Source organism: Rhizobium ruizarguesonis, from assembly GCF_012349115.1.
Taxonomy (GTDB): domain Bacteria; phylum Pseudomonadota; class Alphaproteobacteria; order Rhizobiales; family Rhizobiaceae; genus Rhizobium; species Rhizobium ruizarguesonis.
In genome coordinates this window covers 71,704-93,674 of sequence record NZ_PQIG01000035.1, presented here as the reverse complement: position 1 = coordinate 93,674, position 21,971 = coordinate 71,704, and the positions used below count along the sequence as shown (strand labels likewise).

Annotated in this window: 19 protein-coding genes; 13 read left to right on the top strand and 6 right to left on the bottom strand. The window is 59.3% G+C overall.

The genetic code is table 11. From position 1 onward, the window contains the following. Positions 1 to 48 precede the first annotated feature (48 nt). A complete protein-coding gene (locus C3Y91_RS04835) occupies positions 49 to 693 on the top strand; it encodes an arylesterase (protein ID WP_018072062.1) in 645 nt (214 codons plus the stop codon). A gap of 68 nt (positions 694 to 761) precedes the next feature. Continuing rightward, positions 762 to 1,355, top strand: coding sequence for an RNA 2',3'-cyclic phosphodiesterase (thpR, locus tag C3Y91_RS04830; protein WP_003543644.1), 594 nt, complete (start codon positions 762 to 764; stop codon positions 1,353 to 1,355). On the opposite strand, the gene C3Y91_RS04825 is transcribed toward thpR, so the two are convergent. Next, the gene (locus tag C3Y91_RS04825) at positions 1,262 to 1,762 is read right to left on the bottom strand and encodes a low molecular weight protein-tyrosine-phosphatase (RefSeq protein WP_168575096.1); all 501 of its coding nucleotides are present in this window, start codon (positions 1,760 to 1,762) and stop codon (positions 1,262 to 1,264) included. The two genes, thpR and C3Y91_RS04825, sit on opposite strands and share 94 nt — an antisense overlap. A gap of 35 nt (positions 1,763 to 1,797) precedes the next feature. Between C3Y91_RS04825 and C3Y91_RS04820 the strand changes: the two genes are divergently transcribed. Both C3Y91_RS04820 and C3Y91_RS04815 read left to right on the top strand, forming a co-directional pair. After that, a complete protein-coding gene (locus C3Y91_RS04820; protein ID WP_012759348.1) occupies positions 1,798 to 2,103 on the top strand; it encodes a 4a-hydroxytetrahydrobiopterin dehydratase in 306 nt (101 codons plus the stop codon). Between the two features lie 80 nt (positions 2,104 to 2,183). Beyond that, positions 2,184 to 2,576, top strand: a complete 393-nt coding sequence (locus C3Y91_RS04815) for a YkvA family protein (protein WP_024320421.1) — start codon at positions 2,184 to 2,186, stop codon at positions 2,574 to 2,576. A gap of 34 nt (positions 2,577 to 2,610) precedes the next feature. Here C3Y91_RS04815 and C3Y91_RS04810 read toward each other — a convergent pair whose 3' ends face one another. Then, entirely contained in the window at positions 2,611 to 3,171 is a 561-nt protein-coding gene (locus C3Y91_RS04810; RefSeq protein ID WP_075224978.1) for a sigma-70 family RNA polymerase sigma factor, read from the bottom strand. 336 nt (positions 3,172 to 3,507) lie between these two features. Here C3Y91_RS04810 and C3Y91_RS04805 point away from each other — a divergent pair, with 336 nt between their 5' ends. The 5 genes from C3Y91_RS04805 (at position 3,508) to C3Y91_RS04785 (ending at position 8,340) form a co-directional block, all read left to right on the top strand. Continuing rightward, positions 3,508 to 4,017, top strand: coding sequence for an invasion associated locus B family protein (locus tag C3Y91_RS04805; protein WP_003543638.1), 510 nt, complete (start codon positions 3,508 to 3,510; stop codon positions 4,015 to 4,017). A gap of 246 nt (positions 4,018 to 4,263) precedes the next feature. Then, on the top strand, positions 4,264 to 5,493 hold the full coding sequence (gene rlmN / locus C3Y91_RS04800) for a dual-specificity RNA methyltransferase RlmN (protein WP_075224979.1): 1,230 nt from the start codon (positions 4,264 to 4,266) through the stop codon (positions 5,491 to 5,493). Positions 5,494 to 5,586: 93 nt separating this feature from the next. Next, positions 5,587 to 6,540 carry an ABC transporter substrate-binding protein gene (locus tag C3Y91_RS04795; protein WP_164020591.1) on the top strand — a complete coding sequence of 318 codons (954 nt, stop codon included), beginning with the start codon at positions 5,587 to 5,589 and terminating at the stop codon, positions 6,538 to 6,540. Between the two features lie 130 nt (positions 6,541 to 6,670). After that, positions 6,671 to 7,549, top strand: coding sequence for an ABC transporter permease (locus tag C3Y91_RS04790; protein WP_011653881.1), 879 nt, complete (start codon positions 6,671 to 6,673; stop codon positions 7,547 to 7,549). Next, entirely contained in the window at positions 7,546 to 8,340 is a 795-nt protein-coding gene (locus tag C3Y91_RS04785) for an ABC transporter ATP-binding protein (protein WP_130692965.1), read from the top strand. The genes C3Y91_RS04790 and C3Y91_RS04785 overlap by 4 nt, the downstream gene beginning before the upstream one ends. A 74-nt stretch (positions 8,341 to 8,414) precedes the next feature. On the opposite strand, the gene C3Y91_RS04780 is transcribed toward C3Y91_RS04785, so the two are convergent. From C3Y91_RS04780 to C3Y91_RS04770, 3 genes are all read right to left on the bottom strand, one after another. Next, a complete protein-coding gene (locus tag C3Y91_RS04780) occupies positions 8,415 to 8,780 on the bottom strand; it encodes a hypothetical protein (RefSeq protein WP_168575095.1) in 366 nt (121 codons plus the stop codon). A gap of 341 nt (positions 8,781 to 9,121) precedes the next feature. Beyond that, positions 9,122 to 9,763 (bottom strand): LysE family translocator, encoded by a 642-nt coding sequence (locus C3Y91_RS04775; protein WP_075224983.1) that lies wholly within the window; start codon positions 9,761 to 9,763, stop codon positions 9,122 to 9,124. A 191-nt stretch (positions 9,764 to 9,954) separates the two neighbouring features. Next, positions 9,955 to 10,806, bottom strand: a complete 852-nt coding sequence (locus C3Y91_RS04770; protein WP_164020593.1) for an SDR family NAD(P)-dependent oxidoreductase — start codon at positions 10,804 to 10,806, stop codon at positions 9,955 to 9,957. Positions 10,807 to 10,983: 177 nt separating this feature from the next. On the opposite strand from C3Y91_RS04770, the gene C3Y91_RS04765 reads away from it, so the two are divergent. The 3 genes from C3Y91_RS04765 to C3Y91_RS04755 all read left to right on the top strand — a co-directional run bounded on the left by C3Y91_RS04765 (position 10,984) and on the right by C3Y91_RS04755 (position 18,972). Then, positions 10,984 to 12,207, top strand: coding sequence for an argininosuccinate synthase (locus tag C3Y91_RS04765; protein WP_075224985.1), 1,224 nt, complete (start codon positions 10,984 to 10,986; stop codon positions 12,205 to 12,207). Positions 12,208 to 12,717: 510 nt separating this feature from the next. Further along, on the top strand, positions 12,718 to 17,964 hold the full coding sequence (locus C3Y91_RS04760; RefSeq protein WP_164020595.1) for a phosphorylase family protein: 5,247 nt from the start codon (positions 12,718 to 12,720) through the stop codon (positions 17,962 to 17,964). A 366-nt stretch (positions 17,965 to 18,330) separates the two neighbouring features. After that, positions 18,331 to 18,972: a LysE family translocator gene (locus tag C3Y91_RS04755; protein ID WP_075224987.1), complete on the top strand. Its 642-nt coding sequence runs from the start codon at positions 18,331 to 18,333 to the stop codon at positions 18,970 to 18,972. A 106-nt stretch (positions 18,973 to 19,078) separates the two neighbouring features. Here the strand turns inward: C3Y91_RS04755 and C3Y91_RS04750 are convergent, their stop codons facing one another. Beyond that, the gene (locus C3Y91_RS04750; RefSeq protein ID WP_168575094.1) at positions 19,079 to 19,510 is read right to left on the bottom strand and encodes a hypothetical protein; all 432 of its coding nucleotides are present in this window, start codon (positions 19,508 to 19,510) and stop codon (positions 19,079 to 19,081) included. Between the two features lie 228 nt (positions 19,511 to 19,738). On the opposite strand from C3Y91_RS04750, the gene C3Y91_RS04745 reads away from it, so the two are divergent. After that, entirely contained in the window at positions 19,739 to 21,826 is a 2,088-nt protein-coding gene (locus C3Y91_RS04745) for a M3 family metallopeptidase (protein WP_168575093.1), read from the top strand. The last annotated feature ends 145 nt before the right edge of the window (positions 21,827 to 21,971 follow it).

The following is a 21,971-nucleotide window of genomic DNA, read 5'->3' as shown; positions in this document are numbered from 1 at the left end:
TAATCGAATGGCCGCATAACGGCACTTCGCCAATCTAGGGAAGCCAGCATGAGATTTAAAGTTGCCGCCCTTCAATTCACCGTCATCGCCGTCTCGCTGATCCTTGCCACTGGAGCCAATGCCCGGACAATCAATCTCGTCGGTTTCGGGGACAGTTTGATGGCGGGCTATCAGTTGCCGCCCGGCGACGGCTTTCCGGAAAAGCTGCAGGCGGCCCTGAAAGCGAAGGGGCTCGACGTCACCATCGCCAATGCCGGGGTCTCCGGCGACACGACGACAGGGGGCCTTGCGCGCATCGACTGGTCGGTACCCGACGGCACCGATGGCGTCATTCTCGAGCTTGGCGCCAATGATGCGTTGCGCGGCATCCCGCCGGAAGAGAGCGCGAAGAATCTCGATCAGATGATTATCCGGCTAAAGGAGCGTGGGATTGCCGTGCTGCTCGCCGGTATCATAGCGCCGCCGAACATGGGAGCGGATTATGCCGCACGATTCAACCCGATCTACCAGAAGCTCTCGGAAAAACATGGGCTTCCACTCTATGCCTTCTTCCTCGACGGCGTCGCGCTGGAGGCTGGGTTGAAGCTTGACGACGGCATGCATCCAAATACGAAAGGCGTCGACGTCATGGTCGAAAAGATGGAGCCTGCTGTCACAAATTTCGTCGAAACGATTTCTTCTGTGAAGAAATAGGGGCTTGCGCGGTTATTGATTGCATGATTCCGTGTGAGCACCTGCAAAAGATTCGGGGAGTGCTCGTGATGCCGAGACTGTTTACCGCCCTCGAAATTCCGCGCAATGCGGCGATGAGTCTTTCATTGCTGCGCGGTGGCCTCCCCGGAGCACGATGGATCGATGTGGAGAATTACCACATCACCCTGCGCTTCATCGGTGATGTCGACGGCCGCACGGCCGATGAAATCGTTGAACGTCTCGACCGGATCGACCGGCCGGAATTCCAGTTCCGGCTGGAAGGCATCGGTTCGTTCGGTTCGAAGAAACCACATTCGGTCTGGGCCGGCGTCTCGCAATCGCCTGAAATGTATGCCCTGCAGGGCGAGATCGAGCGGATCTGCCAGCGCATCGGCCTGCCGCCGGATCCCCGCAAATTCATGCCGCATGTGACGCTGGCGCGGCTCAAATCCTCGCGGCTCGATGATGTCGTGCAATATCTGGCCGGACGCGGCAACTTCCACACGGCAACCTTCACCGCACCGCGCTTCGTGCTGCTTTCGTCGCGCGAATCGGTCGGTGGAGGGCCTTACCTCACCGAGGAAGTGTTCCCGCTGCACGAGGCACGCTCGACGCCCAGCGTTTCGAGCAGCCTGCAGCAGCCGGTCAAGAGCCTGGTGTAGACCAGCTCGAAACCTTCAGGACCGCCATAATAGGGATCGGGAATATCCTCTCCCGTTCCCAGCGCGGCATCACCGAAAAGGTGGATATTCGCCCCATGCGGCGCGCTCTTTTTGAGCGCCGCCAGGTTGTCGCGGTCCATGGCAAGGATCAGATCGAAATCCATGAAATCCCTCGACTGAATGCGCCTGGCGCGCTGCCCCGATATGTCGATGCCGTGGTTTTTCGCGGTGCCGATCGAACGCTGGTCGGGCGGATCGCCTTCATGCCAGTCGCCGGTGCCGGCGGAAGCGACCGTAAAAGCGCCGGTCAAGCCGGCCTCGGCGACGAGATGGCCAAAAATTCCCTCCGCGAGCGGAGAACGGCATATATTGCCCATGCAAACGAAAAGGATGCTGATGCGTTTCATCGGTGAACCTGTCGGACAGAGAAGAGGAGCATGGCATGAAAATGGAAAAACTGGAACGGACGGCGGTTGAGGCTGAGTTGACCGAGCTTTCGGGCTGGGCGCTCAATGATGCGGGTTCGTCGATATCGAAGACGTTCAAGTTCGCAAATTTCGTCGAGGCTTTCGGTTTCATGACGCAGGCAGCACTTGCGGCCGAGAAGCTCAACCACCATCCCGAATGGTTCAACGTCTATTCCAGGGTGGATGTGACGCTGAACACGCATGATGCCGGCGGGCTGACGGAGCTGGATTTCAAGCTCGCCAAAGCCATGGAGAAGGCTGCGGCGCGACGTGTTGCTTGAAAGCGGGGCCGATTGAAAGGGGCCGATTGAAAGACTGGGCGCCGTCACCATATGTTCGCATGGACAAAAGGGATGCAGGGATGGACGAGGTCAAATTCGGGGAAATCCTCTTGCCGGGCGACGAGGACACCCAGAGCCGGCGCGAGAAGACCGTCAGGCAGAAATTCTGGCCGACATTCCGGCGGGCCGTGCGGCAGATCCCGTTCTCGCGCGATGTCGTTGCCGGTTTCTATTGCGCGCTCGATCCGCAGACGCCGACGAAGGTGCGCGGCGTACTGCTTGCAGCACTCGCCTATTTCGTCGTGCCGATCGACATGATCCCGGATATTTTCGCCGTCATCGGCTTTTCCGATGACATCGCCGTGCTTTCGGCTGCCTTCGCCATGGTGCGCGGCCATATCCGGCCGGGCCATTACGAAGCGGCCGACCGCGTTCTCGCCGATCGGCCGGAAGAAGCGATGAAGACGATTTAACGCGTGTCCGCCACACACTTTTGGGCGACCTGCGTCAGGCGATTTCGCGTTCCAGCACCTTGCGGAGCTTGCCGAAGGCAAGCCGGATACGCGACTTCACCGTGCCGAGCGGCAGGCCGGTCGATTCGGCGATCTCCGAATGCGATTGACCGAGGAAGAAGGCGGCGCGCAGCATGTCGCGCTGTTCCTCCGGCAATTGACCGACGGCGGCGCGTATCTTGGCGTCGCGATCGTCATTGGCGATGATTTCTTCCGCGCCGATATCGCCCGGCGGCTGCAGGGCCGGATCAGTCTCATCGAAGATGCGGGTATTGGCGCGGCGTTGCATGTCGATGCGGCGATTGCGGGCAATGCGGAAAAGCCAGGTCGAAAGTGAAGATCGCGTGGCATCATAGAGGTCTGCCTTGTGCCAGAGCACGATCATGATCTCCTGGACCAGTTCCTCAGCCTCGCCTGGTGTCATCCTCTGGCGCATCAGCCAGGCCTTCAGGCGGGGTGCGAAATAGTCGAACAGGATGGAAAAGGCCTGCTGGTCGCGATCGTTCGCGACGGCCTTCGCGAGGGCAGCGAAACGCTGTCTTTCCTCGGCATCCATGTCCCCTCACCAGCCCCCTGCGGCAATAATTTCGTCCCGGATTTCCAAGTCTTAATGAGGTACAACGGATTTGGGAAAGGTCAAACTCTTGCCTGAATCTTTGTGTCTTAAATTCAGCCGAACGGACGGCCAGTGCCATTGGGGCACGGTGTCGCGGTCGATACCGTCAAAGGGGCGAAAATTGACACTCGAGCTGAAATGACACAGGCACATACAAATCGCAGCTATTGTTGACCATTTGGTAACCTGAATTAAGTCAAAATAAAGCAGATCGTGATTATGCGGCGCCCGCTATGATCGCTTCGGGCCTTGAATCGCAAGAACCGGCAGGAATCCATGTTTGTAAAAAGTATCGTATCCGCTCTCGCACTCACCCTTGTTATGGCCGGAGTTGCGACAGCGCAGCAGGCCGCGCCGAACCGCATCCAGCAGTTCCAGGCATGGGGCGCTTACTCCTACAAGTCGGGCAGCAGCACCGTCTGCTATGTGCTGTCCGTTCCGACGGCAAAGCAGCCGGCAAGCGTCGACCACGGTGACAATTTCTTCATCGTCTCCCAGCGTCCGGGCCAGAACATCTCCTACGAGCCGCAGGCGATGATGGGCTACACGGTCAAGGAAAATTCGAAGATCAACGTCGTCATCGACAACAAGACCTTCGTAATGTTCACCAAGGACAAGGCCGGCTGGGTCGAGAACGCGGCGCAGGAGCCGGCCCTCGTCGCCGCGATGAAGACCGGTCATTCGATGACGGTCAATGCCGTTTCGCGCAAGGGCACCGGTACCTCCTACAGCTATTCGCTCTCGGGTATCTCGGCTGCGCTGAAGCAGATCGAAACCTGCAAGTAAGCTTTTTTTGTTGTCAGAGCTTCGAGGGCCGGCCTTGCGCCGGCTCTTGTCGTTTCCATCTATAGTGACGTGCGGGCAAAATGATGCTAAAGGCCGCGCAACAGCGGACAGATCGCGATTTCAGTCGCCGTTCCGCCATTCAATTTCTGCCAATGTGCCGTCATGCACCCGCCAGTCTTCCGGCTTAGCCCTGAAGTTCGCAGGGTTTGCGGGGCGGTTACGTGTTCGAATTCGGGATGAAAGACTATGTCCGTCATGGATGCGATTGATGTCATCAAGCCTCAGGCGCCCCGCGCCGCTTCCGGCGTCGAGAAGCCGTCGTTGATCGGCCTGTCGCGCGAGGAGATGGGGGCGGCACTCCGGGAAAAGGGTGTGGGCGAGAAACAGATCAAGATGCGCGTCTCGCAGCTCTGGAACTGGATCTATGTGCGAGGGGTCTCCGACTTCGACCATATGACGAATGTCGCCAAGGACATGCGGGAGATGCTGAAGCAGCATTTCACCATCGAACGTCCCGAGATCGTCGAGGAGCAGGTCTCCAACGACGGCACGCGCAAGTGGCTGCTGCGCTTTCCCGCCCGCGGCGCCGGGCGTCCCGTCGAGATCGAGGCCGTCTACATTCCGGAAGAGGGCCGCGGCACGCTCTGTCTTTCCAGCCAGGTCGGCTGCACGCTCACCTGTTCCTTCTGTCACACCGGGACGCAGCGTCTGGTGCGCAACCTGACGGCGGAGGAAATTCTTTCGCAGCTGCTGCTTGCCCGCGACCGGCTTGGGGATTTCCCGGACCGTGAAGCGCCGCAGGGCACGATCATGCCTGCCGAGGGCCGCAAGGTCAGCAACATCGTCATGATGGGCATGGGTGAGCCGCTTTATAACTTCGATGCCGTCAAGCAGGCATTGCTGATCGCCACGGATGGTGACGGCCTGTCGCTGTCCAGGCGCCGCGTGACGCTTTCCACCTCCGGTGTCGTGCCGGAGATCTTCCGCACCGGCGAGGAAATCGGCGTCATGCTGGCGATTTCGCTGCATGCGGTGCGCGACGATCTGCGCGACATTCTCGTGCCGATCAACAAGAAGTACCCGCTGAAGGAGCTGATCGAAGCCTGCCGGACCTATCCTGGCCTTTCGAACGCGCGGCGCATCACCTTCGAATATGTGATGCTGAAGGATGTCAACGACAGCCTGGAAGATGCCAAGGGGCTGATCAAGCTCCTGAAGGGCGTGCCGGCGAAGATCAACCTCATTCCGTTCAATCCCTGGCCCGGCACCAATTATCAGTGTTCCGACTGGGAGCAGATCGAGAAGTTCGCCGACTTCATCAATTCGGCAGGTTATGCCTCGCCGATCCGCACGCCGCGCGGCCGCGACATTCTCGCCGCCTGCGGCCAGCTGAAATCGGAATCGGAACGCATGCGCAAGACCGAACGTCTGGCCTTCGAGGCGATGATGATCGCCAATCACGGCGCCGACGACTGATCAGCAAGTTTGATCCTCGCTACAATTCTCCGCGATTGATTTCAGGGGGCGCTTTTCCTAAAAGTGCCCCCAAAATCATTCAGGAGGATCCCCATGCGCCCGATTTTGCTCGCTCTTGCCGCCAGTTTGGCCCTTTCCCTGCCGGCAAAGGCTGATGATGTCACCGTCGCCGTGACGGCGATTGTCGAACATCCGGCGCTGGATGCGGCGCGCAAGGGTGTTCTCGATGCGCTGACAGCTGCGGGCTACAAGAAAGGCGAGAACCTGAAATTCGTGTTCGAATCGGCGCAGGGCAATCCGGCGACGGCGGCCCAGATCGCCCGCCAGTTCGCCGGCGACGAGCCCAATGTCATCGTGCCGATCTCGACGCCCTCGGCCCAGGCCGTCGTCTCCTCGACGCGTGACATTCCTGTCGTCTTCACGGCCGTGTCCGATCCGCTGGGCGCCCAACTCGTCAAGAACATGGACAAGCCCGGCGGCAATGTCACCGGCCTTTCCGATATGTCGCCGGTCGCCGAGCACATAGCGCTGATCAAGGAAATCCTGCCTGATGTGAAAACCATCGGCTATCTCTACAATTCCGGCGAGGCGAATTCCGTTTCGCTGCTCGCCGTGCTGAAGGCTGAAGCCGAAAAGGCTGGCCTGAAGGTGGTCGAATCGGCCGCCACCAAATCGGCCGAGGTCCAGGGTGCGGCACGCGCACTCGTCGGCCGCGCCGATGCGATCTACATTCCGACCGACAACACCATCATCTCTGCGCTTGAAGGCGCTGTCGCGGTTGCCGAGGAGAGCAAGCTGCCGCTCTTTACCGCCGATACGGATTCGGTTTCGCGCGGCTCGATCGCCGCCCTCGGCTTCAACTATTATGATGTCGGCAAGCAGACCGGCGAGATCGTCGTTCGTGTGCTGAAGGGCGAGAACCCGGGCGACATCGCCGTCAAGGCTGCCGCCGGCAGCGACCTCGTCGTCAACAAGGCGGCGGCCGAGAAGATGGGGGTCACACTGCCGCAGAGCGTGCTTTCCCGCGCTACCAAAGTCATCGAATAAACAAGGCGACTGCCGTCGCTGATCGAGTTTGCAGCCGCTTCCGTTCCACACGGGGGCGGCTGATGGTATTAAAAGCCTGATGTTTTGCGCAAGGCGCGGAGCGGAAGCGGATAGAAGAGGGGCGGAAGCCTTGAGCCAAATCGCATTCTGGGGGGCCGTCGAACTCGGACTGGTCTATTCCTTCGTCGCCCTTGGGGTCTATCTCGCCTTCCGTGTTCTGGATTTCCCCGACCTGACGGTCGATGGCTCCTTTCCGCTTGGCGCGGCGGTGACGGCCGTGCTGATCATTGCCGGCGTCAATGCCTGGCTTGCGGCGCTGATCGCCATGGCGGCCGGTGCCGCCGCGGGCATGGTGACGGCGCTGCTCAACGTGCGCTTCAAGATCCTCAACCTCCTCGCTTCGATCCTGACGATGATCGCATTGTTTTCCGTCAATCTGCGCGTGATGGGAAAACCCAATGTCGCGCTTATCAATGCCGACACGATGATCAGCCCGTTCTTCGGCCATGGCCTTCGCGATTTCTACGTGCGGCCGCTCTTCGTCGGTGTTCTCGTCGTCATCGCGCTCATCCTGGTCTGGCGTTTCCTCGAGAGTGATGCCGGCCTGGCAATGCGGGCGACAGGCGCCAATGCAAGGATGGCGCGGGCCCAGGGTGTCGATACCAGCCGGCAGATCTATCTCGGCATGGCGATCTCCAATGCGCTGGTGGCGCTCGGCGGCGCGCTGTTTGCCCAGACGAACGGCTTTGCCGACGTCACCTCGGGCGTCGGCACGATCGTCGTCGGTCTGGCCGCCGTTATCATCGGCGAGACGCTGCTCGGGCGGCGTGGTCTGCTGATCGCGCTAATCGGCTGCGTGCTCGGCTCGATCCTCTATCGCATCGCGATCCAGCTGGCGCTTTCGAGCGACGTCATCGGCCTGCAGGCGTCCGACCTCAATTTCGTGACGGCCGTGCTGGTGACCGTGGCGCTCATCCTTCCCCGTTTGCGCGGAGGTGCCGCGTCGTGATCAACCTCAAGAACATCAAGGTCGTTTTTGGGCGCGACACGCCGCTGCAGAAGCAGGCGCTCTCAGGTGTCAGCCTGACGATCGAGGAGGGCTCCTTCGTCACCGTCATCGGCTCGAACGGCGCCGGCAAATCGACGCTGCTCGGTGTGCTCGCCGGCGATGTGCTGGCAAGCGAAGGGCAGGTGCTGATCGGCAATGCCGACGTGACCCGCAAGACGACGGCGGCGCGCGCCGGGCTGGTTGCCCGTGTCTTCCAGGACCCGCTAACCGGAAGCTGCGGTGCGCTGTCGATCGAGGAGAACCTGGCGCTTGCGGCGCGCCGCGGCGAACGACGCGGGCTCGTCTCGGCGCTTGGCGCAAAACGGCGCGACCATTTTCGCGCGAGGATCGCCGAGCTCAATCTCGGGCTGGAGAACCGCATGAAGGACCGCATGGACCTGCTTTCCGGTGGCCAGCGCCAAGCGGTCTCGCTCGTCATGGCGACGCTGGCGGGCTCGGAAGTGCTGCTGCTCGACGAACATACTGCGGCGCTTGACCCCGGCATGGCAGAATTCATCATGGGTCTGACCCAGAAAATCGTTTCCGAGCGCAAGCTGACAACGCTGATGGTGACGCATTCGATGCGCCAGGCGCTCGATTATGGCCACCGCACGGTGATGCTGCATGGCGGTGAGATCGTGCTCGATGTCGCCGGCGACAGCCGCAAGACATTGCAGGTCGAGGATCTGATCGCGATGTTCCGCAAGATGCGCGGCCAGACGCTGGATGATGACGCCTTGCTGATCGGCTAAGGCCTACAGCGTTGCTGATCGGTTAGCGGGCAGCTGATCGTTTCACGACTCCTCAGAGGCCAGGGGGACCGTCATCAAGAGCAGACTTCCACCAGTACGCGATGGCCGTACTGGTTGAGCCATTCCGGCTGGCACTGTTCCGGGTCATAGTCGTCATCGCCGAACAACAGGCGATTTCTATCATGGAAGGCGAAACGGCCGTCGCGGTGTCCGCCAAAATGGCCGGCTCCGCCGAAATGATGCGCTTCGAAGCCGCGATCGGCGAAAGTGCCGCCGCCCATATGGGAACCGTCGCCGAAATGGCCGCCGTCCCGCGAGAAGCCGCCACCGCCATGGCCTCCGCCGCCGTGAGCTAAGGCAGGTGTTGTCGCTGTAAGGGACGTGGCGGCAAACGTCAGCGCAACAATTCCTGCTGTTATGATATTGCGGAACGTAATCATGGACTTATCCTTTCAAGGTAGCTCTTCGTGAGCCGTAAAGGATATGTGGGCAGCGAAGGTGGCGTGGCCTAGCCACATTTACCGACTTACGATCATATGTTGATCACAAGTACTCGCGCGAAAGGCATGGAATAATTTTGGAAGACGACGAAATTCGCGGTCAATGCCTGCTCCGGCTCGGCGTCTCGCGAATATTGGTGTCGCTGGCGGCGGATCGTTTCACGACCGCGGGCGGATCGATCAACTGACCGCGGGCGGATCGATCAACCGACCGCGGGCGGATCGATAAGCCGACCTCGGGCGGATTGCTGCGCAACCGCGGGATTGCTGCGCAACCGCGGCTATCTCGCCTGGGTGAGCAGGATCTTTGCGGCGAAGATCGAGAAGACGCCGGCGAAGGTGTAGTCCATGCCGCGCAGCACTTTCTTGTTGTTCTGCAGCCATGAGGCCAGCCAGTCGGCGGCAAAGACGACGCTGGCGTTGACCGGCATGCCGATCAGGATGAAGCAGAAGCCGAGAAAGAGCAGCTTTTGGGTGACGGCCGGATCGCCGGCGCTGACGAATTGCGGCAGGAAGGTCATAAAGAAGATGATGACCTTCGGGTTCAGAAGATTGACCCAGAAGCCCGAGGAGATGTTGGAAAGTGGCGTGCCCTTCTGCTCCTCGACCTTGGCGACGGTGAGCTTCGAGCCGAAGCGGATAGCCTGCACCGCCAGCCAGAGCAGATAGGCGGCACCGCCGGTCTTCAGAATCAGGAAGGCGGTCGGCGAGGCGGTGATCAGCGCCGAAATGCCGAAAGCGACCAGCATGGTGTGGACGACGATGCCGAGGCTGGTGCCGACGACAACGAAGAGAGCCGCCTTTTTGCCCTGGGCGAGAGCGCGGCTGATCGACAGCGTCATGTCGGGGCCTGGGGTTGCCGCAAGCAGCAGCGTCGCGGCGGCGAAGGCCAGAAGGGTCGGCAGGCTGGGCAGGAAATCCATGACACACTCTGAAGCCGGAAAGGATCTGCGGATCTCTTACCCGGCTTTCAGAAAATTACCAATCAAACCTTCTAGATTCGAATGATTTTAGGCCGACAAAGCCTAAGATCATTCGAAGCTAAGTCAAAGAAGTAGAGCATGATGTCATCCGAAAACCGCGCACACTTTTCGGCATCATGCTCTGGCGCCGATCACTTCTGTTCGAGGAAGGCCTTGAACTTGTCGGCGTAGTCCTTGTGCCAGCGTGACAGCGGCGGACGGTTCTCGATGATATCGCCGGCCGCCCAGGCCATCCGGCGTTCGTCGACCGGACGCGCCACATCATTGTCAGGGCAAAGGATATAGAAATCGCCGCGTTCGAGGCTTTCGACCATGAAATCGACCGTCTGCTCGGCGGTCCAGGCGGCGGCCGGTTTTTCCGCGCGGTCGCCCTTGGTGAGGCCGGTGAACACGAAGCCGGGGATCAGAAGGTGGGCGGAGATCTTTCCGCCTTCGGTGTTGCGAAGCTCGTGCTGCAGCGCTTCGGTAAAGACCTTCACCCCTGATTTGGAGATGTTGTAGGCGGGGTTGCCGGGCGGCGTGGTGATGCCCTGCTTGGAGCCGGTGTTGATGATCAGGCCGGGCTCGCCATGCGACAGCATCTTCGGGCCGAAGGTGCGCGTGCCGTTGATCACACCCATCAGGTTGACGGCGAAGATATTGTCCCAGTTCGCCTGCGGGCTGAAGATCGAGGTTTCCGGGCCGATGCCGGCATTGTTCATCAGCACGTGCACACGGCCGAAACGCTGGAGCACGGCGCGCTCGAGCGCCTCCAGGGATTCCTTGACTGCGACGTCGGTCTCGACCGCCATCACATTTTCCTCGCCGGCAATGGCCTTGAGGTCGTTGGCGGCGTCGGCCAGCCGATCGCCGCCGAGATCGGCAATGGCGACGCTCATGCCGCGTCCGGCGAAATATTTCGCCGCGGCAAGACCGATGCCGGAGGCGCCGCCGGTGATGACGGCAACATTGGACTTCTTGAAAATGTCTTGAATATTCGTCACGGGGGCAACCTCTCCTCGAGCATTTGCGGACGCTGGCGAATATGGGCTCCGCTTTGGCGCTGTCAAACGCTATCGGCACCATCCCGTCGCACTTGGTCTTGCGTCACGCGCCAATCTCGCTAAAAGTGCCGCGACACCGGGTTTTCGCCGGCCTTTTATGCAACGGACCTCATCATCATGGCATCATACAAAGACGTGAAGAAAGTCGTTCTCGCCTATTCCGGCGGCCTCGACACCTCGATCATCCTGAAGTGGCTGCAGACGGAACTCGGCGCCGAAGTCGTCACCTTCACCGCCGATCTCGGCCAGGGCGAAGAGCTGGAGCCGGCGCGCAAGAAGGCCGAGATGCTCGGCATCAAGGAGATCTACATCGAGGATGTGCGCGAAGAATTCGTGCGCGATTTCGTCTTCCCGATGTTCCGCGCCAATGCCGTCTATGAGGGCGTCTACCTGCTCGGCACCTCGATCGCCCGTCCGTTGATTTCCAAGCATCTGATCGATATCGCCAAGAAGACCGGCGCCGATGCGATTGCCCACGGCGCGACCGGCAAGGGCAACGACCAGGTCCGTTTCGAGCTCTCCGCCTATGCCCTGAACCCCGACATCAAGATCATCGCGCCGTGGCGCGACTGGGCGTTCAAGAGCCGCACCGACCTGCTGGCCTTTGCCGAACAGCATCAGATCCCGGTTGCCAAGGACAAGATGGGCGAGGCGCCGTTCTCGGTCGACGCCAACCTTCTGCATTCCTCTTCCGAAGGCAAGGTTCTCGAGGACCCCTCCAAGGAGGCGCCTGAATATGTGCATATGCGCACCATTTCGCCTGAGGCCGCACCCGACAAGGCAACGACCATCAAGGTCGGCTTCGAGAGGGGTGACGCGGTTTCGATCAACGGCGTGCGCATGAGCCCGGCGACGCTCTTGGCTGCGCTCAACAATTACGGACGTGACAACGGCATCGGCCGTCTCGACCTCGTCGAGAACCGCTTTGTCGGCATGAAGTCGCGCGGCGTCTACGAGACACCAGGCGGCACCATCCTGCTTACGGCGCATCGCGCCATCGAATCGATCACGCTCGACCGCGGCGCCGCCCATCTCAAGGACGACATCATGCCGCGTTACGCCGAGCTGATCTATTACGGCTTCTGGTTTTCGCCGGAGCGCGAGATGCTGCAGGCGCTGATCGACAAGAGCCAGGAGCATGTCGAAGGCGAGGTGACGCTGAAGCTCTACAAGGGCAATGTCATGGTCATCGGCCGCGAAAGCGAAAAGTCGCTCTATTCCGACAAACTCGTCACTTTCGAGGACGACCAGGGCGCCTACGACCAGAAGGATGCGGCCGGCTTCATCAAGCTCAATGCGCTGCGCCTGCGCACGCTCGCCAAGCGCAACCTCGTGAAGTAATCACGGTTCGCCTTCGAACCGGATATGAGCCCGCCGGCATCGCCGCGCGGGCTTTTTCGTGGAGTGAGGTGGCAAACACCACCAAACTCTTAGAGCGTTTTGGATGGCTGGATTGCATCAACAACGGACATCGGCTCGGCTTGGATAAACGACCGCTACGGGGCCGGAAGCGGACCGTCCGGTTCTGGCCGCGGAAATCGGAACGAAGACTGGCGGCTTTATGCGCTACGTCGTCAATAGCTGACGTACATTTTCAATGTACGGGGTTCTAGTTTATCTCAAAAACCCACATTTCCACACCTGCGAACTCGGCTGCACTCCCCAATGGCGTGCCTCAGTGCAGTTTCCATGCAAATGCCACGGACGAGCGAAGCAAGTCGACTGCGCTGATGTCCGAATTCGCATCGCAAACCGTGAGTGGAAAAAGACTGAATAACTAGGTGCGTCCACACTTTTCGGATGAAAAAATTGGCAACACGCGATAACGCATCTGTCTAGCCTGGAGATCGTATGAAGCTTGTTGATCCAACCCAGATACTTACCGAGGCGGATGCGCAGGGCCTTCGCCGCGTGGTCGTTGTTACTGCGCTTGGGCTGGAAATGGAGGCAGTTCGAGCACACCTCGCCAATCTCGGTACGATTAAGGGGCGTGACGGCAATTTTCTCGAGTTAGGTCGGTTCTCCGGTACCGGAAATGACTGGCTGGTGGTGGTAGTAGAGAGTGGCGCGGGCAACCTTGAAGCGTCGGGTGCTGTCACTAACGCGCTCGTTACGATCGGTGATGCAGAGCTAATCGTATTTGTCGGGGTTGCTGCGTCCAGAAAACCGAAGGATGCCGGAATCGGAAGTGTACTTGCCGCTACCCACCTCTACTGGCCGTATTCAGGCAAAGAGGCAAAAGCATTCAGTGCGAGGCCGCATTCGATACCGGTTAAGCCCGCCCTTGTTCACCTGGCGCGGAAAATAGCAAGAGATGGTGACTGGCCGACACGAGTGCATGCCCCGGCTGGATTTGCGAAGCCCGGTTCGCCGGACTATCCCGCTCTCTTTCCGCCGAAAGCACTCACTGCCCCTATAGTGTCCGTAGAGGCCGTCGTATCCAACTCAAGGGTTCAGCTCGAGAAGCGGATAACCCAGCATTACGGCGATGCTACTGGGCTGGAGATGGAGGGATACGGTGCCGTCTTTGCGGCAGAGCGAGAAAGCAAACCGCTGATAGTCATCAGAGGTATTTCCGACTTGCGTGAAGGCAAAGAACCCGGACAAGACCTCATCGACCAACCAATCGCGGCGGCGCACGCCAGCGCATTTGCTTTCGAGCTCATCGACGCTTATGGCGCAAGCAATCCACGTCACGGGGAAGTGATGTCAATAACGTCACCGCCACCTTTTCCAGCGAGCTCTCCTGCTGACGTGAAAGGCCAAGAGCAGCCGGAAGGACCTCTTGCGCATGTTGTCCAGGCAGACGCAATACCCGATTGCAATCTCGTCCTTACGTTGAAAGGCCGTGAGGCTGACTATCCGACCGAACGCGTCGAGAGCATCGTAGCCGGCTTGAAGGCACTGACCGGAAACCCGCACATCAGCGTTATCAGGACCAAGGTTGGGTCATTCTCGCTTTTCTTGCGGGTGACCGAAGATGACGTTGAGACGATTAAGAGCGCTGAGACCGCGACGTACCTGCGCAAAGAATTTGGCGTCAACGTCATCTCTGTTCTGCGGGAGGAAGACTACGAACGGGCCACAGAGGATCGAAGAACTCTCGAAATTGCCTCGCGTTCGCTCCTCAACTGGCCGCGCTCACTTCCTGACGGCACGGAGATTTCTAGACCCGAGCTCGAGCAGATTCTTTCGACAATAGAGAGTACCGACAGCAGCACGACCGCGCTGCTCGGACTTCCAGGCTCAGGCAAATCCGCTCTTCTAGCGGCACTGGGCATCGAGCTGCGAAAAAGAAGCATTCCCATATTGGCAATCAAGGCCGACCTGTTGGATCCGTCCGTCGACACAGAGGACGATCTTAAAGACTTCCTCGGACTGTCCAAGCGGCCAAGCGTCATGCTGCGCGAAATTGCCTCGCTTCGTTCGGTCGTGCTGGTCATTGATCAACTTGACGCGCTAGCCACCTACGTCGATCTGTCCACGGGTAGATTGAGCGTCCTCTTGAATCTGGTTCGGCGGCTTGGTGGCGAACGAAATATTCACATCGTGCTTTCGGCACGCTCGTTTGAGTATGAGCACGACACACGGTTAAAAACTGTGCAGGCTGAGAGTATTACGCTTGCCCTTCCGCCTTGGAGCACTGTTCTCAAAATTCTTGAGGAGCACGGTGTGGCGGCAGCTGGCTGGCCACTCGACGCACAAGAGGTTATGCGCACGCCGCAAGCGCTGTCCACCTTCCTGAAACTGGAGCGTCCGGCATCGATTGAGCCCTTTCTCAAGTACCACGAGATGCTGGACTATCTGTGGCGCGAGCGAATTCTCAACCAACCCAATGGACCACAGCTGTCCTCCTTGGCGTCTTCCATCGCCGAAGACATGGCGGAGAAAGAGGCGCTTTGGCTTGCATCGGCCCGCTACGACGGCCAAGCACCAGCACTTGCTTCGCTTGTCGCTAGCGGAGTCCTCGCGTATTTCGGCGGTCCAGGCAGCATTGGCTTCTCACACCAAACCGTCTTCGAGCACGCTCTTGCTCGGGCATTCGCTCAGCAAACTGGAAGCCTGTCCGCATACGTTCTAGAGCGCGAGTCATCGCTCTTCATCAGACCAAAACTGTGGACCTCGCTAGCCTATTTGCGCGGCGTCGAACCCGATACATATCTCGCGGAACTGCGCACGATCTGGGGGGTCGCTACACTTCGCAAACATTTGAGAATCCTGCTGATCGAGTTTCTCGGGCAGCAAAACTCTCCTACCGACTCGGAAGCGGTTCTGTTCGCTGAGGCCCTGAAGTCGGGGCATCGTCGCACAGCGCTGCAAGCAATGATCGGTAGTCAAGGGTGGTTCGAACGGTTCCGCTCAACGATCGCAGAAGCCATGGCCTCTCATAGTGAGGGGAATGTCGCGGCTGGCATTCTCGATGCCGCCTGGAAGTTTGCACCTGCCGATGTCATAGCGCTGATTCAGGAATATTGGCTACCAGATGTAAACCACGACAATGCCATATGGACAGTCATTAAAGGCTGCCCGGCTTGGTCCGAAGACGTCTTAAGGATCGCTGAGGTCGTTGCAAGTCGTTCGACCTTGTCACCATACGCATTTGACGACATGGTTGGGGTGGTAGGTGTTTCACATCCTGACTTAGCGATCAGGCTTGTCGCAAAGAAGCTGTACGCGGAGCTAGATAAAGGGATCGCCGAGTCAGAGCGGCGCACATCGCTGGCGGAGCCAGAGGGAGACGAGACAACCCGAGTTCTCTGGCAAATGAGGAACTCAACTGCAGAGCCGATAACTAGCGTCGTGGAGTCTGATGGCTGGGACAGTCTCGAAGCGTTGGCAGTTGAAAGCCCTTCGCTATTCCTACAGCATCTTTGGCCTTGGTTCACCAAGGTATTCACCGCGCTTCGCCGATTTCTAAAAGCCATGGACGGTCCGGGCTTTGCCATCTCCTATCTGTTGGACCTCCGATTTGAAGGAGAACGTGACGACATCGAGTTGCCTGAGAAATCTATCCTCGGCGCGTTCCGCGTAGCAATGGAGAGTTTCGCAGAGCAGGATCCAGCTGGATTTGAGAAGTGGCTGAGCGAGATCGAGACCGAAGATGCCGTGCCCGCTCAGAGATTGTTTGCTCATGGTCTGGCGAGCCAACCTCAGCGTTTCGCAACTCGTTCGCTCCGGTTCTTTATCGACAATCTAAATCGCCTGCACCTTGGCAATTCTCAGGACATGACGGCAACGGCGGTACGCCTCGTCGGGGCGGTAAGCCCCTATTGGTCAGATGAAGAGCTACAGCAATTTGAAACTGCTGTGCTCAGTTATAGACCCCGACCCAGAGAAGGACTTGATGCCAAGGGCAGGCAATACTTCGACCAGCTCATTCGAAAGCTGAAGCTGCGAGTTCTCTCGGCACTTCCTGAGGAGCGGACGTCAAATGCAGTGAAACGCCACATCACCGAAGAGCGCCGGCGCTTTCCGGACGACCGCACCGGCGCGACCTTCTATGGACCAACCTTTATCGGATCGACCATCGAGGCGAAGAGCCTTGCGCTGGCGAGTGACAAAGACATTGTCAACGCGTTCAAACAATTGCCAGACGCGACTGGTTGGGACAATCCGAAGCATTGGCGCAAGGGCGGAAACATCCAGCTGGCGCGCGAATTCGCGGAGTTCTCCAAAACTAACGCGGAGCGCGCCAAGCGTCTTATCGATCAATTTGAGCCTTCTTACGGGACACGTGCGGCGGGTTACGCCATTGACGCGATGGCTGAGTCTAGTGACCCAGCGGTGGTAATTGACCTGATCAAGGACACCGATGCCCGCGGTTTCGAAGGGGAAGAATTCAGGGGCCGTGCGGCAGGAGCCATCGAACGACTAATCCGGCGAGACTACCCTGTTGACGACGCAACAATCGAGCTGGTGACGGCCTGGCTATCCAGTCCTAATATCGACGAGCCGGACCACGATGGCGATGAAGACGACGACCTCACCAAGCCATCTGACCAAAAAATCTCTTCGGTGCAGGAAGGCGAGAGAGAGGGGAGCGTCTTGTGGGGCATGGGAGGACTCTCGATCCTGCCCCACGGCAACTTTCCCATCATCGAGACTCTGATCCGGATATTTCTTCAGCGGAAGGACCCTGACCGTATCGTAGACCTTTTGACCTCGCAGCTGAAGCGCGATGAAGGACAGCGGATATGGAGCGCTCTACTGCGCTGGTTCGCCTATATCCGACCTACGGACCTCAGTAAGCTCGCAACGCTTATTGACACGCTTTTCAAACGCTACCCCAATTTGTCAACAACACGCGAGGCTGCGATGATGTTGACTCATTCACTATGGACAGTCCCCGACCTCGTCCGCGCAATTGTAGCCGACTGGAAAGCAGCGGAAGCGCCGCTGGTGCGCCAGGCATATGGCGAGCTTATTGCACTCGCGGCGCTCATTCGCCCCGAACTCGACTGGCCGAAACCGATGTTGTCGGATATCATTTCCGAGGGCACAGAAGACGAGCGCGTTGGTGTCGCGTACGCTGCTGTAAATGTCTGGTCGGACCGTGAGTCGCGATCGGCCGCGGCTTCGTCGCAGATACTTCAGCAGCTAGCGCCAATCGCGACACCCAAAATCTGGCACGCGATCCTCGACTTGTTTAGGCTAGTCGATGAAATCGAGCCGGACGAAAATTGGACACCACTACTCTCCATTCTTGCCGATAATCTGAAAGGGGCGAGCAGCCGAGAGTCCACCTTCATCGTGGATCGTCTTCAAACGCTATTACCGCATCAAGCTCTACTGGTTGGCAGGATCGCCACGGCCCTCGTCGAAAAGTGGCGCAGCGATCTCGGGGATATCCGGACTGGGACGTCTGCAGTCGCTCCCGATTTTGTCGACATAGCGGTGACGCTTCATCGGCTTGGACCCAGCACTCGCAACATCGGCACAACTCTTTTTGAGGAACTGCTTGAGGTGAATGCCTATTCTGCGCGGGCGACGCTCGATCAGATTGACAACCGTTTCAGGGGGGCTGCGTCCCCGCAATCAAGACGGCTGCCAAGGCGAAACCGGAGATCCCGGCGCACTCCTAGAACGACTTCAGGTTAACAGTATCCATGACTAACCAGCACACGGGCCGTCGCCTCATTGTGATGGGAAGTCAAGCCTTGTCGCTTCACTCGCCGGATGGCTGATGTGTTGCCTACGATCTGGTCAAGTCGGCCTTTGCAGTGAACAAGCGGTCCTGCTTGGTCGCTCAAATGACCGCTTTCGGAAACGGCCATGGCGGGCTCTACGACCGATAAGAGGGCGCAAAGCAGCCGCATCCTTCAACAACGAACAGATGTCCGCCTCGAGCCGAAAGCCGCCTCCGGTAGCGTTTGCTACCTGATCCCACTCTTCATGGCAGTACACTACCCTTGACGAACACCCGGGATCGCTTAGTCTGCTGCAATCATCCTCCGGAGCATTTCCATGACGCAGTCTTTGCTCTTCGGCGCCTTTCTGGCGGCGCTCTTCTACGTGCTCATTCCGGGACCCGCCTTCCTGCAGCTGCTCGGCATCGGCGCCGGGCAGGGGCGCAAGGCCGGCGCCTTCTTCATGATGGGGCATCTGGTCGGGGATCTCATCTGGTCGTCGTTGGCGCTGATCGCGATCGTCGGCGCAAAGACGATCGGAACCTTCGTCTTCGATCTGCTCGGCCTTGCCTGCGGTCTCTACCTCGCCTGGATCGGCTGGAGCGCCGTCAATGCCAAGCCGAAGGCGGAAGGGCAGGCGCTTGTCGTGGTCGAGCGGCCGTTTCGCCGCGGTCTGATCTTCGGCGTCACCAATCCGAAGGGTTATCCGGTGGCGCTCGCCACCTTCACAGCACTGGTTGCCGGCTCGGCCGGCGCGCTCGATTTCGAGGCGTTGCCGGTGCTGCTCGGCGTGTCCTTCGTCGGCTTCGTGACTGCCGACATCATCCTGATCGGCATCATCGGCGCCGGTACTGTGCGGCGCTTCTATCGCGCCCATGAGCGGCTGATCGTGCGCTGCTCCGGCGTGCTTTTCATGGGATTTGCCGCCCAGGCGCTCTGGCACGCAACACCCGGCCTGCTCGGCTGGCGCAAGGCCTGATTAAAGCGCGTCGCGCCAAACTTGAATCATGCGACGCGGTTGTCTTTGTCGTTATGCATGTCGCTATCCCAAAACCGCTGCGCACTTTTGGGCGTCATGCATGAGATCAGCCATCCAGGAAATTGACGATCGATTTTAGCGTCTGGACCTCGTCAGCATCGCCGATCGACATGGCGACCTGCAGCTGGTTCTTGTAATAATCGAAAAAATTGAAGCTGGTGCCGTCGGTGACGCTGGAGAGATCGACGATGTTGCCGAGCGGATCGATCGCATGCATCGGCAGCGGTTCGGAGATCGCGGCGTAGGTATTCTGATCGATCAGGCCGCTATCGAAACTCTGGCGTGCGTAATTGCGCAGCTCTCCAGGGCTGACCGCGGTGAAATCCGGGCCTTCGCCAACTTCGTCTTCGATCTGGAACGAGGCCGGGGCGACAGCTCTGGTCTCGATTTCAATATCAGAGGTCTTCGAACTTTTTGCGTTATTAGGATTGTTTTTAAAAAGCAAACTCTGAGAAGACCGCACAGAAAAAATTTCCATGGCGCATGTCCCCTTACAAGAAGAACATCGGAAAACTAGCGCCTGCGCGTGATTCGCGTCAATCGTTAACGATTGGTTAATTTTCACGTATCAATTGTTGTCCACCAGATTTGGCTGGCGCCCGCAAAATTCGGCAGGCGAGGCAAAAGGTCCTTACCGTCAACATACCAATTCTACGACAGCCCTCCTATATTGACGATCCATCTGCATGCCAAAAGGAATTCTCCGATGCCTTCTCCACATGATTTCAATCCGGCGCTGGTGACCTGGGACGGTCTTCACGGCCTGCCGCGTTTCGATGCCCTTGATGACGGTGATTTTGCCGCCGCTTTCGAAGCCGCGCTTGCCGGGCATGAAAGGGAGATCGATGAGATTGCCGGAAACGACGATGCGCCGACATTCGAGAATACGGTCGTGGCGCTGGAGATTGCCGGCGATGCACTGTCGCGCGTTTCGGCGCTGTTCTGGAACAAGGCGGGCGCCCATACCAATGATGTGATCCAGGCGCTGGAGCGGGAGATCTCGCCGAAGATGTCGCGCCACTATTCGAAGATCGGGATGAATGCCGCGCTTTTTGCCCGCATCGACACGCTCTGGGAGAGCCGCGACAGCCTGGGCCTGACGCTCGAACAGACACGGGTGCTGGAACGCCACTGGAAAGGCTTCGTCAAATCGGGCGCCAAGCTTGAAAAGGCCGAGCAGGAAAAACTCGCCGCGATCAATGAAAAGCTTGCCGGCCTCGGGACGCAATTCGGCCAGAACGTGCTGGCCGACGAGAAAGCCTGGGCATTGGTCCTTTCGGACAACGCCGAGCTCGAGGGCCTGCCGGAATTCCTTCGTGACGCGATGGCGGGGGCAGCGCGCGAACGCGGCGAGGAGGGCAAATATGCGGTGACGCTGTCACGCTCGATCATCGAGCCGTTCCTCACATTCTCGGAGCGCCGCGATCTGCGCGAGCAGGCTTTCAAGGCGTGGGTGGCGCGCGGTGAAAATGATGGTGAGACGGACAATCGCGCTGTCATCAGGGAAACGCTGGCGCTGCGCCATCAGGTGGCGACGCTGCTTGGCTACGGCAATTTCGCCGAGCTGAAGCTCGACAATACGATGGCGAAGACGGCGGAAGCCGTAAACGGCCTGCTGAGGGCCGTCTGGGCGCGGGCGGTGAAACGCGCCGGCGAGGAGGAGGCCGATATTGCGGCGCTGATCGCCGAGGAGGGCCGGAACCACGAGGTCATGCCCTGGGACTGGCGCCACTATGCCGAAAAGATCCGGGCGCGGAAGTTCGATTTCTCCGAGGCCGAGCTCAAGCCCTACCTGCAGCTCGAGAAGATTATCGAAGCCTGCTTCGACGTCGCCGGACGGCTGTTCGGCATCCGGGCCGTCGAGAAGAAGGGCGTGGCCGCCTATCACCCTGACGTTAGGGCGTTCGAAATCAGGGACCGCGAAGACAAGCTCGTCGCCCTGTTCCTCGGCGATTATTTTGCCCGCAGCTCGAAACGATCAGGCGCCTGGATGAGCTCGCTGCAATCGCAGCACCGGCTGGAGCTGAAGAACGGCCGCCATGGCGAATTGCCGATCATCTATAATGTCTGCAACTTCGCCAAGCCGGCGGAAGGCAAGCCGGCGCTGCTGTCGCTCGACGATGCCCGTACGCTGTTCCACGAATTCGGCCATGCGCTGCACGGCATGCTTTCGAACGTCACCTATCCCTCGGTTGCGGGCACCGGCGTCTCTCGCGATTTCGTCGAACTGCCGTCGCAGCTCTATGAGCACTGGTTGACGGTGCCCGCTATCCTGAAGCGTTACGCCGTGCATGTCGAAACCGGCGAGCCGATGCCGCAGGCCCTGCTCGAGAAGGTGCTTGCCGCCCGGACCTTCAATGCCGGCTTCAATACCGTCGAGTTCACCTCGTCGGCGCTGGTCGACATGGCGTTTCACACGAGAACGGCCGTCGAGGACCCGATGGCGGTGCAGGCCGAGGTACTGGCCGAGATCGGCATGCCGAAGTCGATCGTCATGCGCCATGCGACGCCGCACTTCCAGCACATCTTTTCCGGCGGCTATTCGGCCGGCTATTACTCCTACATGTGGTCGGAGGTGCTCGACGCCGACGCCTTTGCCGCCTTCGAGGAGACGGGAGACGCCTTCAACGGCGAGATGGCGCGTAAGCTCAAGGAGAATATCTATTCGGTCGGCGGCTCGGTCGATCCGGAGGACGCCTACAAGGCCTTCCGCGGCAAGCTGCCGAGCCCGGATGCAATGCTTGTCAAAAAGGGACTTTCGACCTTCGAGGAATTGACAGGCAGCGACGCCTAAGACAATTTGATGACATGCCATGATGCGGCGGGGCGACAGCCTTGCCGCAGCTTTTGCGCGTTCCCCCCTTTCGCAAACGCAAAAAAAACTGTATGGACGCCCCAAACTAATAGGCGCGTCCTCTAGAGCGTGCGCCCCAGCCTCA

Excerpts from the sequence above, each read along its gene's own strand:
- C3Y91_RS04835 (WP_018072062.1), top strand. The coding sequence starts at position 49 with ATGAGATTTAAAGTTGCCGCCCTTCAATTCACCGTCATCGCCGTCTCG.
- thpR (WP_003543644.1), top strand. The coding sequence starts at position 762 with ATGCCGAGACTGTTTACCGCCCTCGAAATTCCGCGCAATGCGGCGATG.
- C3Y91_RS04825 (WP_168575096.1), bottom strand. The coding sequence starts at position 1,762 with ATGAAACGCATCAGCATCCTTTTCGTTTGCATGGGCAATATATGCCGT.
- C3Y91_RS04820 (WP_012759348.1), top strand. The coding sequence starts at position 1,798 with ATGAAAATGGAAAAACTGGAACGGACGGCGGTTGAGGCTGAGTTGACC.
- C3Y91_RS04815 (WP_024320421.1), top strand. The coding sequence starts at position 2,184 with ATGGACGAGGTCAAATTCGGGGAAATCCTCTTGCCGGGCGACGAGGAC.
- C3Y91_RS04810 (WP_075224978.1), bottom strand. The coding sequence starts at position 3,171 with ATGGATGCCGAGGAAAGACAGCGTTTCGCTGCCCTCGCGAAGGCCGTC.
- C3Y91_RS04805 (WP_003543638.1), top strand. The coding sequence starts at position 3,508 with ATGTTTGTAAAAAGTATCGTATCCGCTCTCGCACTCACCCTTGTTATG.
- rlmN (WP_075224979.1), top strand. The coding sequence starts at position 4,264 with ATGTCCGTCATGGATGCGATTGATGTCATCAAGCCTCAGGCGCCCCGC.
- C3Y91_RS04795 (WP_164020591.1), top strand. The coding sequence starts at position 5,587 with ATGCGCCCGATTTTGCTCGCTCTTGCCGCCAGTTTGGCCCTTTCCCTG.
- C3Y91_RS04780 (WP_168575095.1), bottom strand. The coding sequence starts at position 8,780 with ATGATTACGTTCCGCAATATCATAACAGCAGGAATTGTTGCGCTGACG.
- C3Y91_RS04775 (WP_075224983.1), bottom strand. The coding sequence starts at position 9,763 with ATGGATTTCCTGCCCAGCCTGCCGACCCTTCTGGCCTTCGCCGCCGCG.
- C3Y91_RS04765 (WP_075224985.1), top strand. The coding sequence starts at position 10,984 with ATGGCATCATACAAAGACGTGAAGAAAGTCGTTCTCGCCTATTCCGGC.
- C3Y91_RS04760 (WP_164020595.1), top strand. The coding sequence starts at position 12,718 with ATGAAGCTTGTTGATCCAACCCAGATACTTACCGAGGCGGATGCGCAG.
- C3Y91_RS04755 (WP_075224987.1), top strand. The coding sequence starts at position 18,331 with ATGACGCAGTCTTTGCTCTTCGGCGCCTTTCTGGCGGCGCTCTTCTAC.
- C3Y91_RS04750 (WP_168575094.1), bottom strand. The coding sequence starts at position 19,510 with ATGGAAATTTTTTCTGTGCGGTCTTCTCAGAGTTTGCTTTTTAAAAAC.
- C3Y91_RS04745 (WP_168575093.1), top strand. The coding sequence starts at position 19,739 with ATGCCTTCTCCACATGATTTCAATCCGGCGCTGGTGACCTGGGACGGT.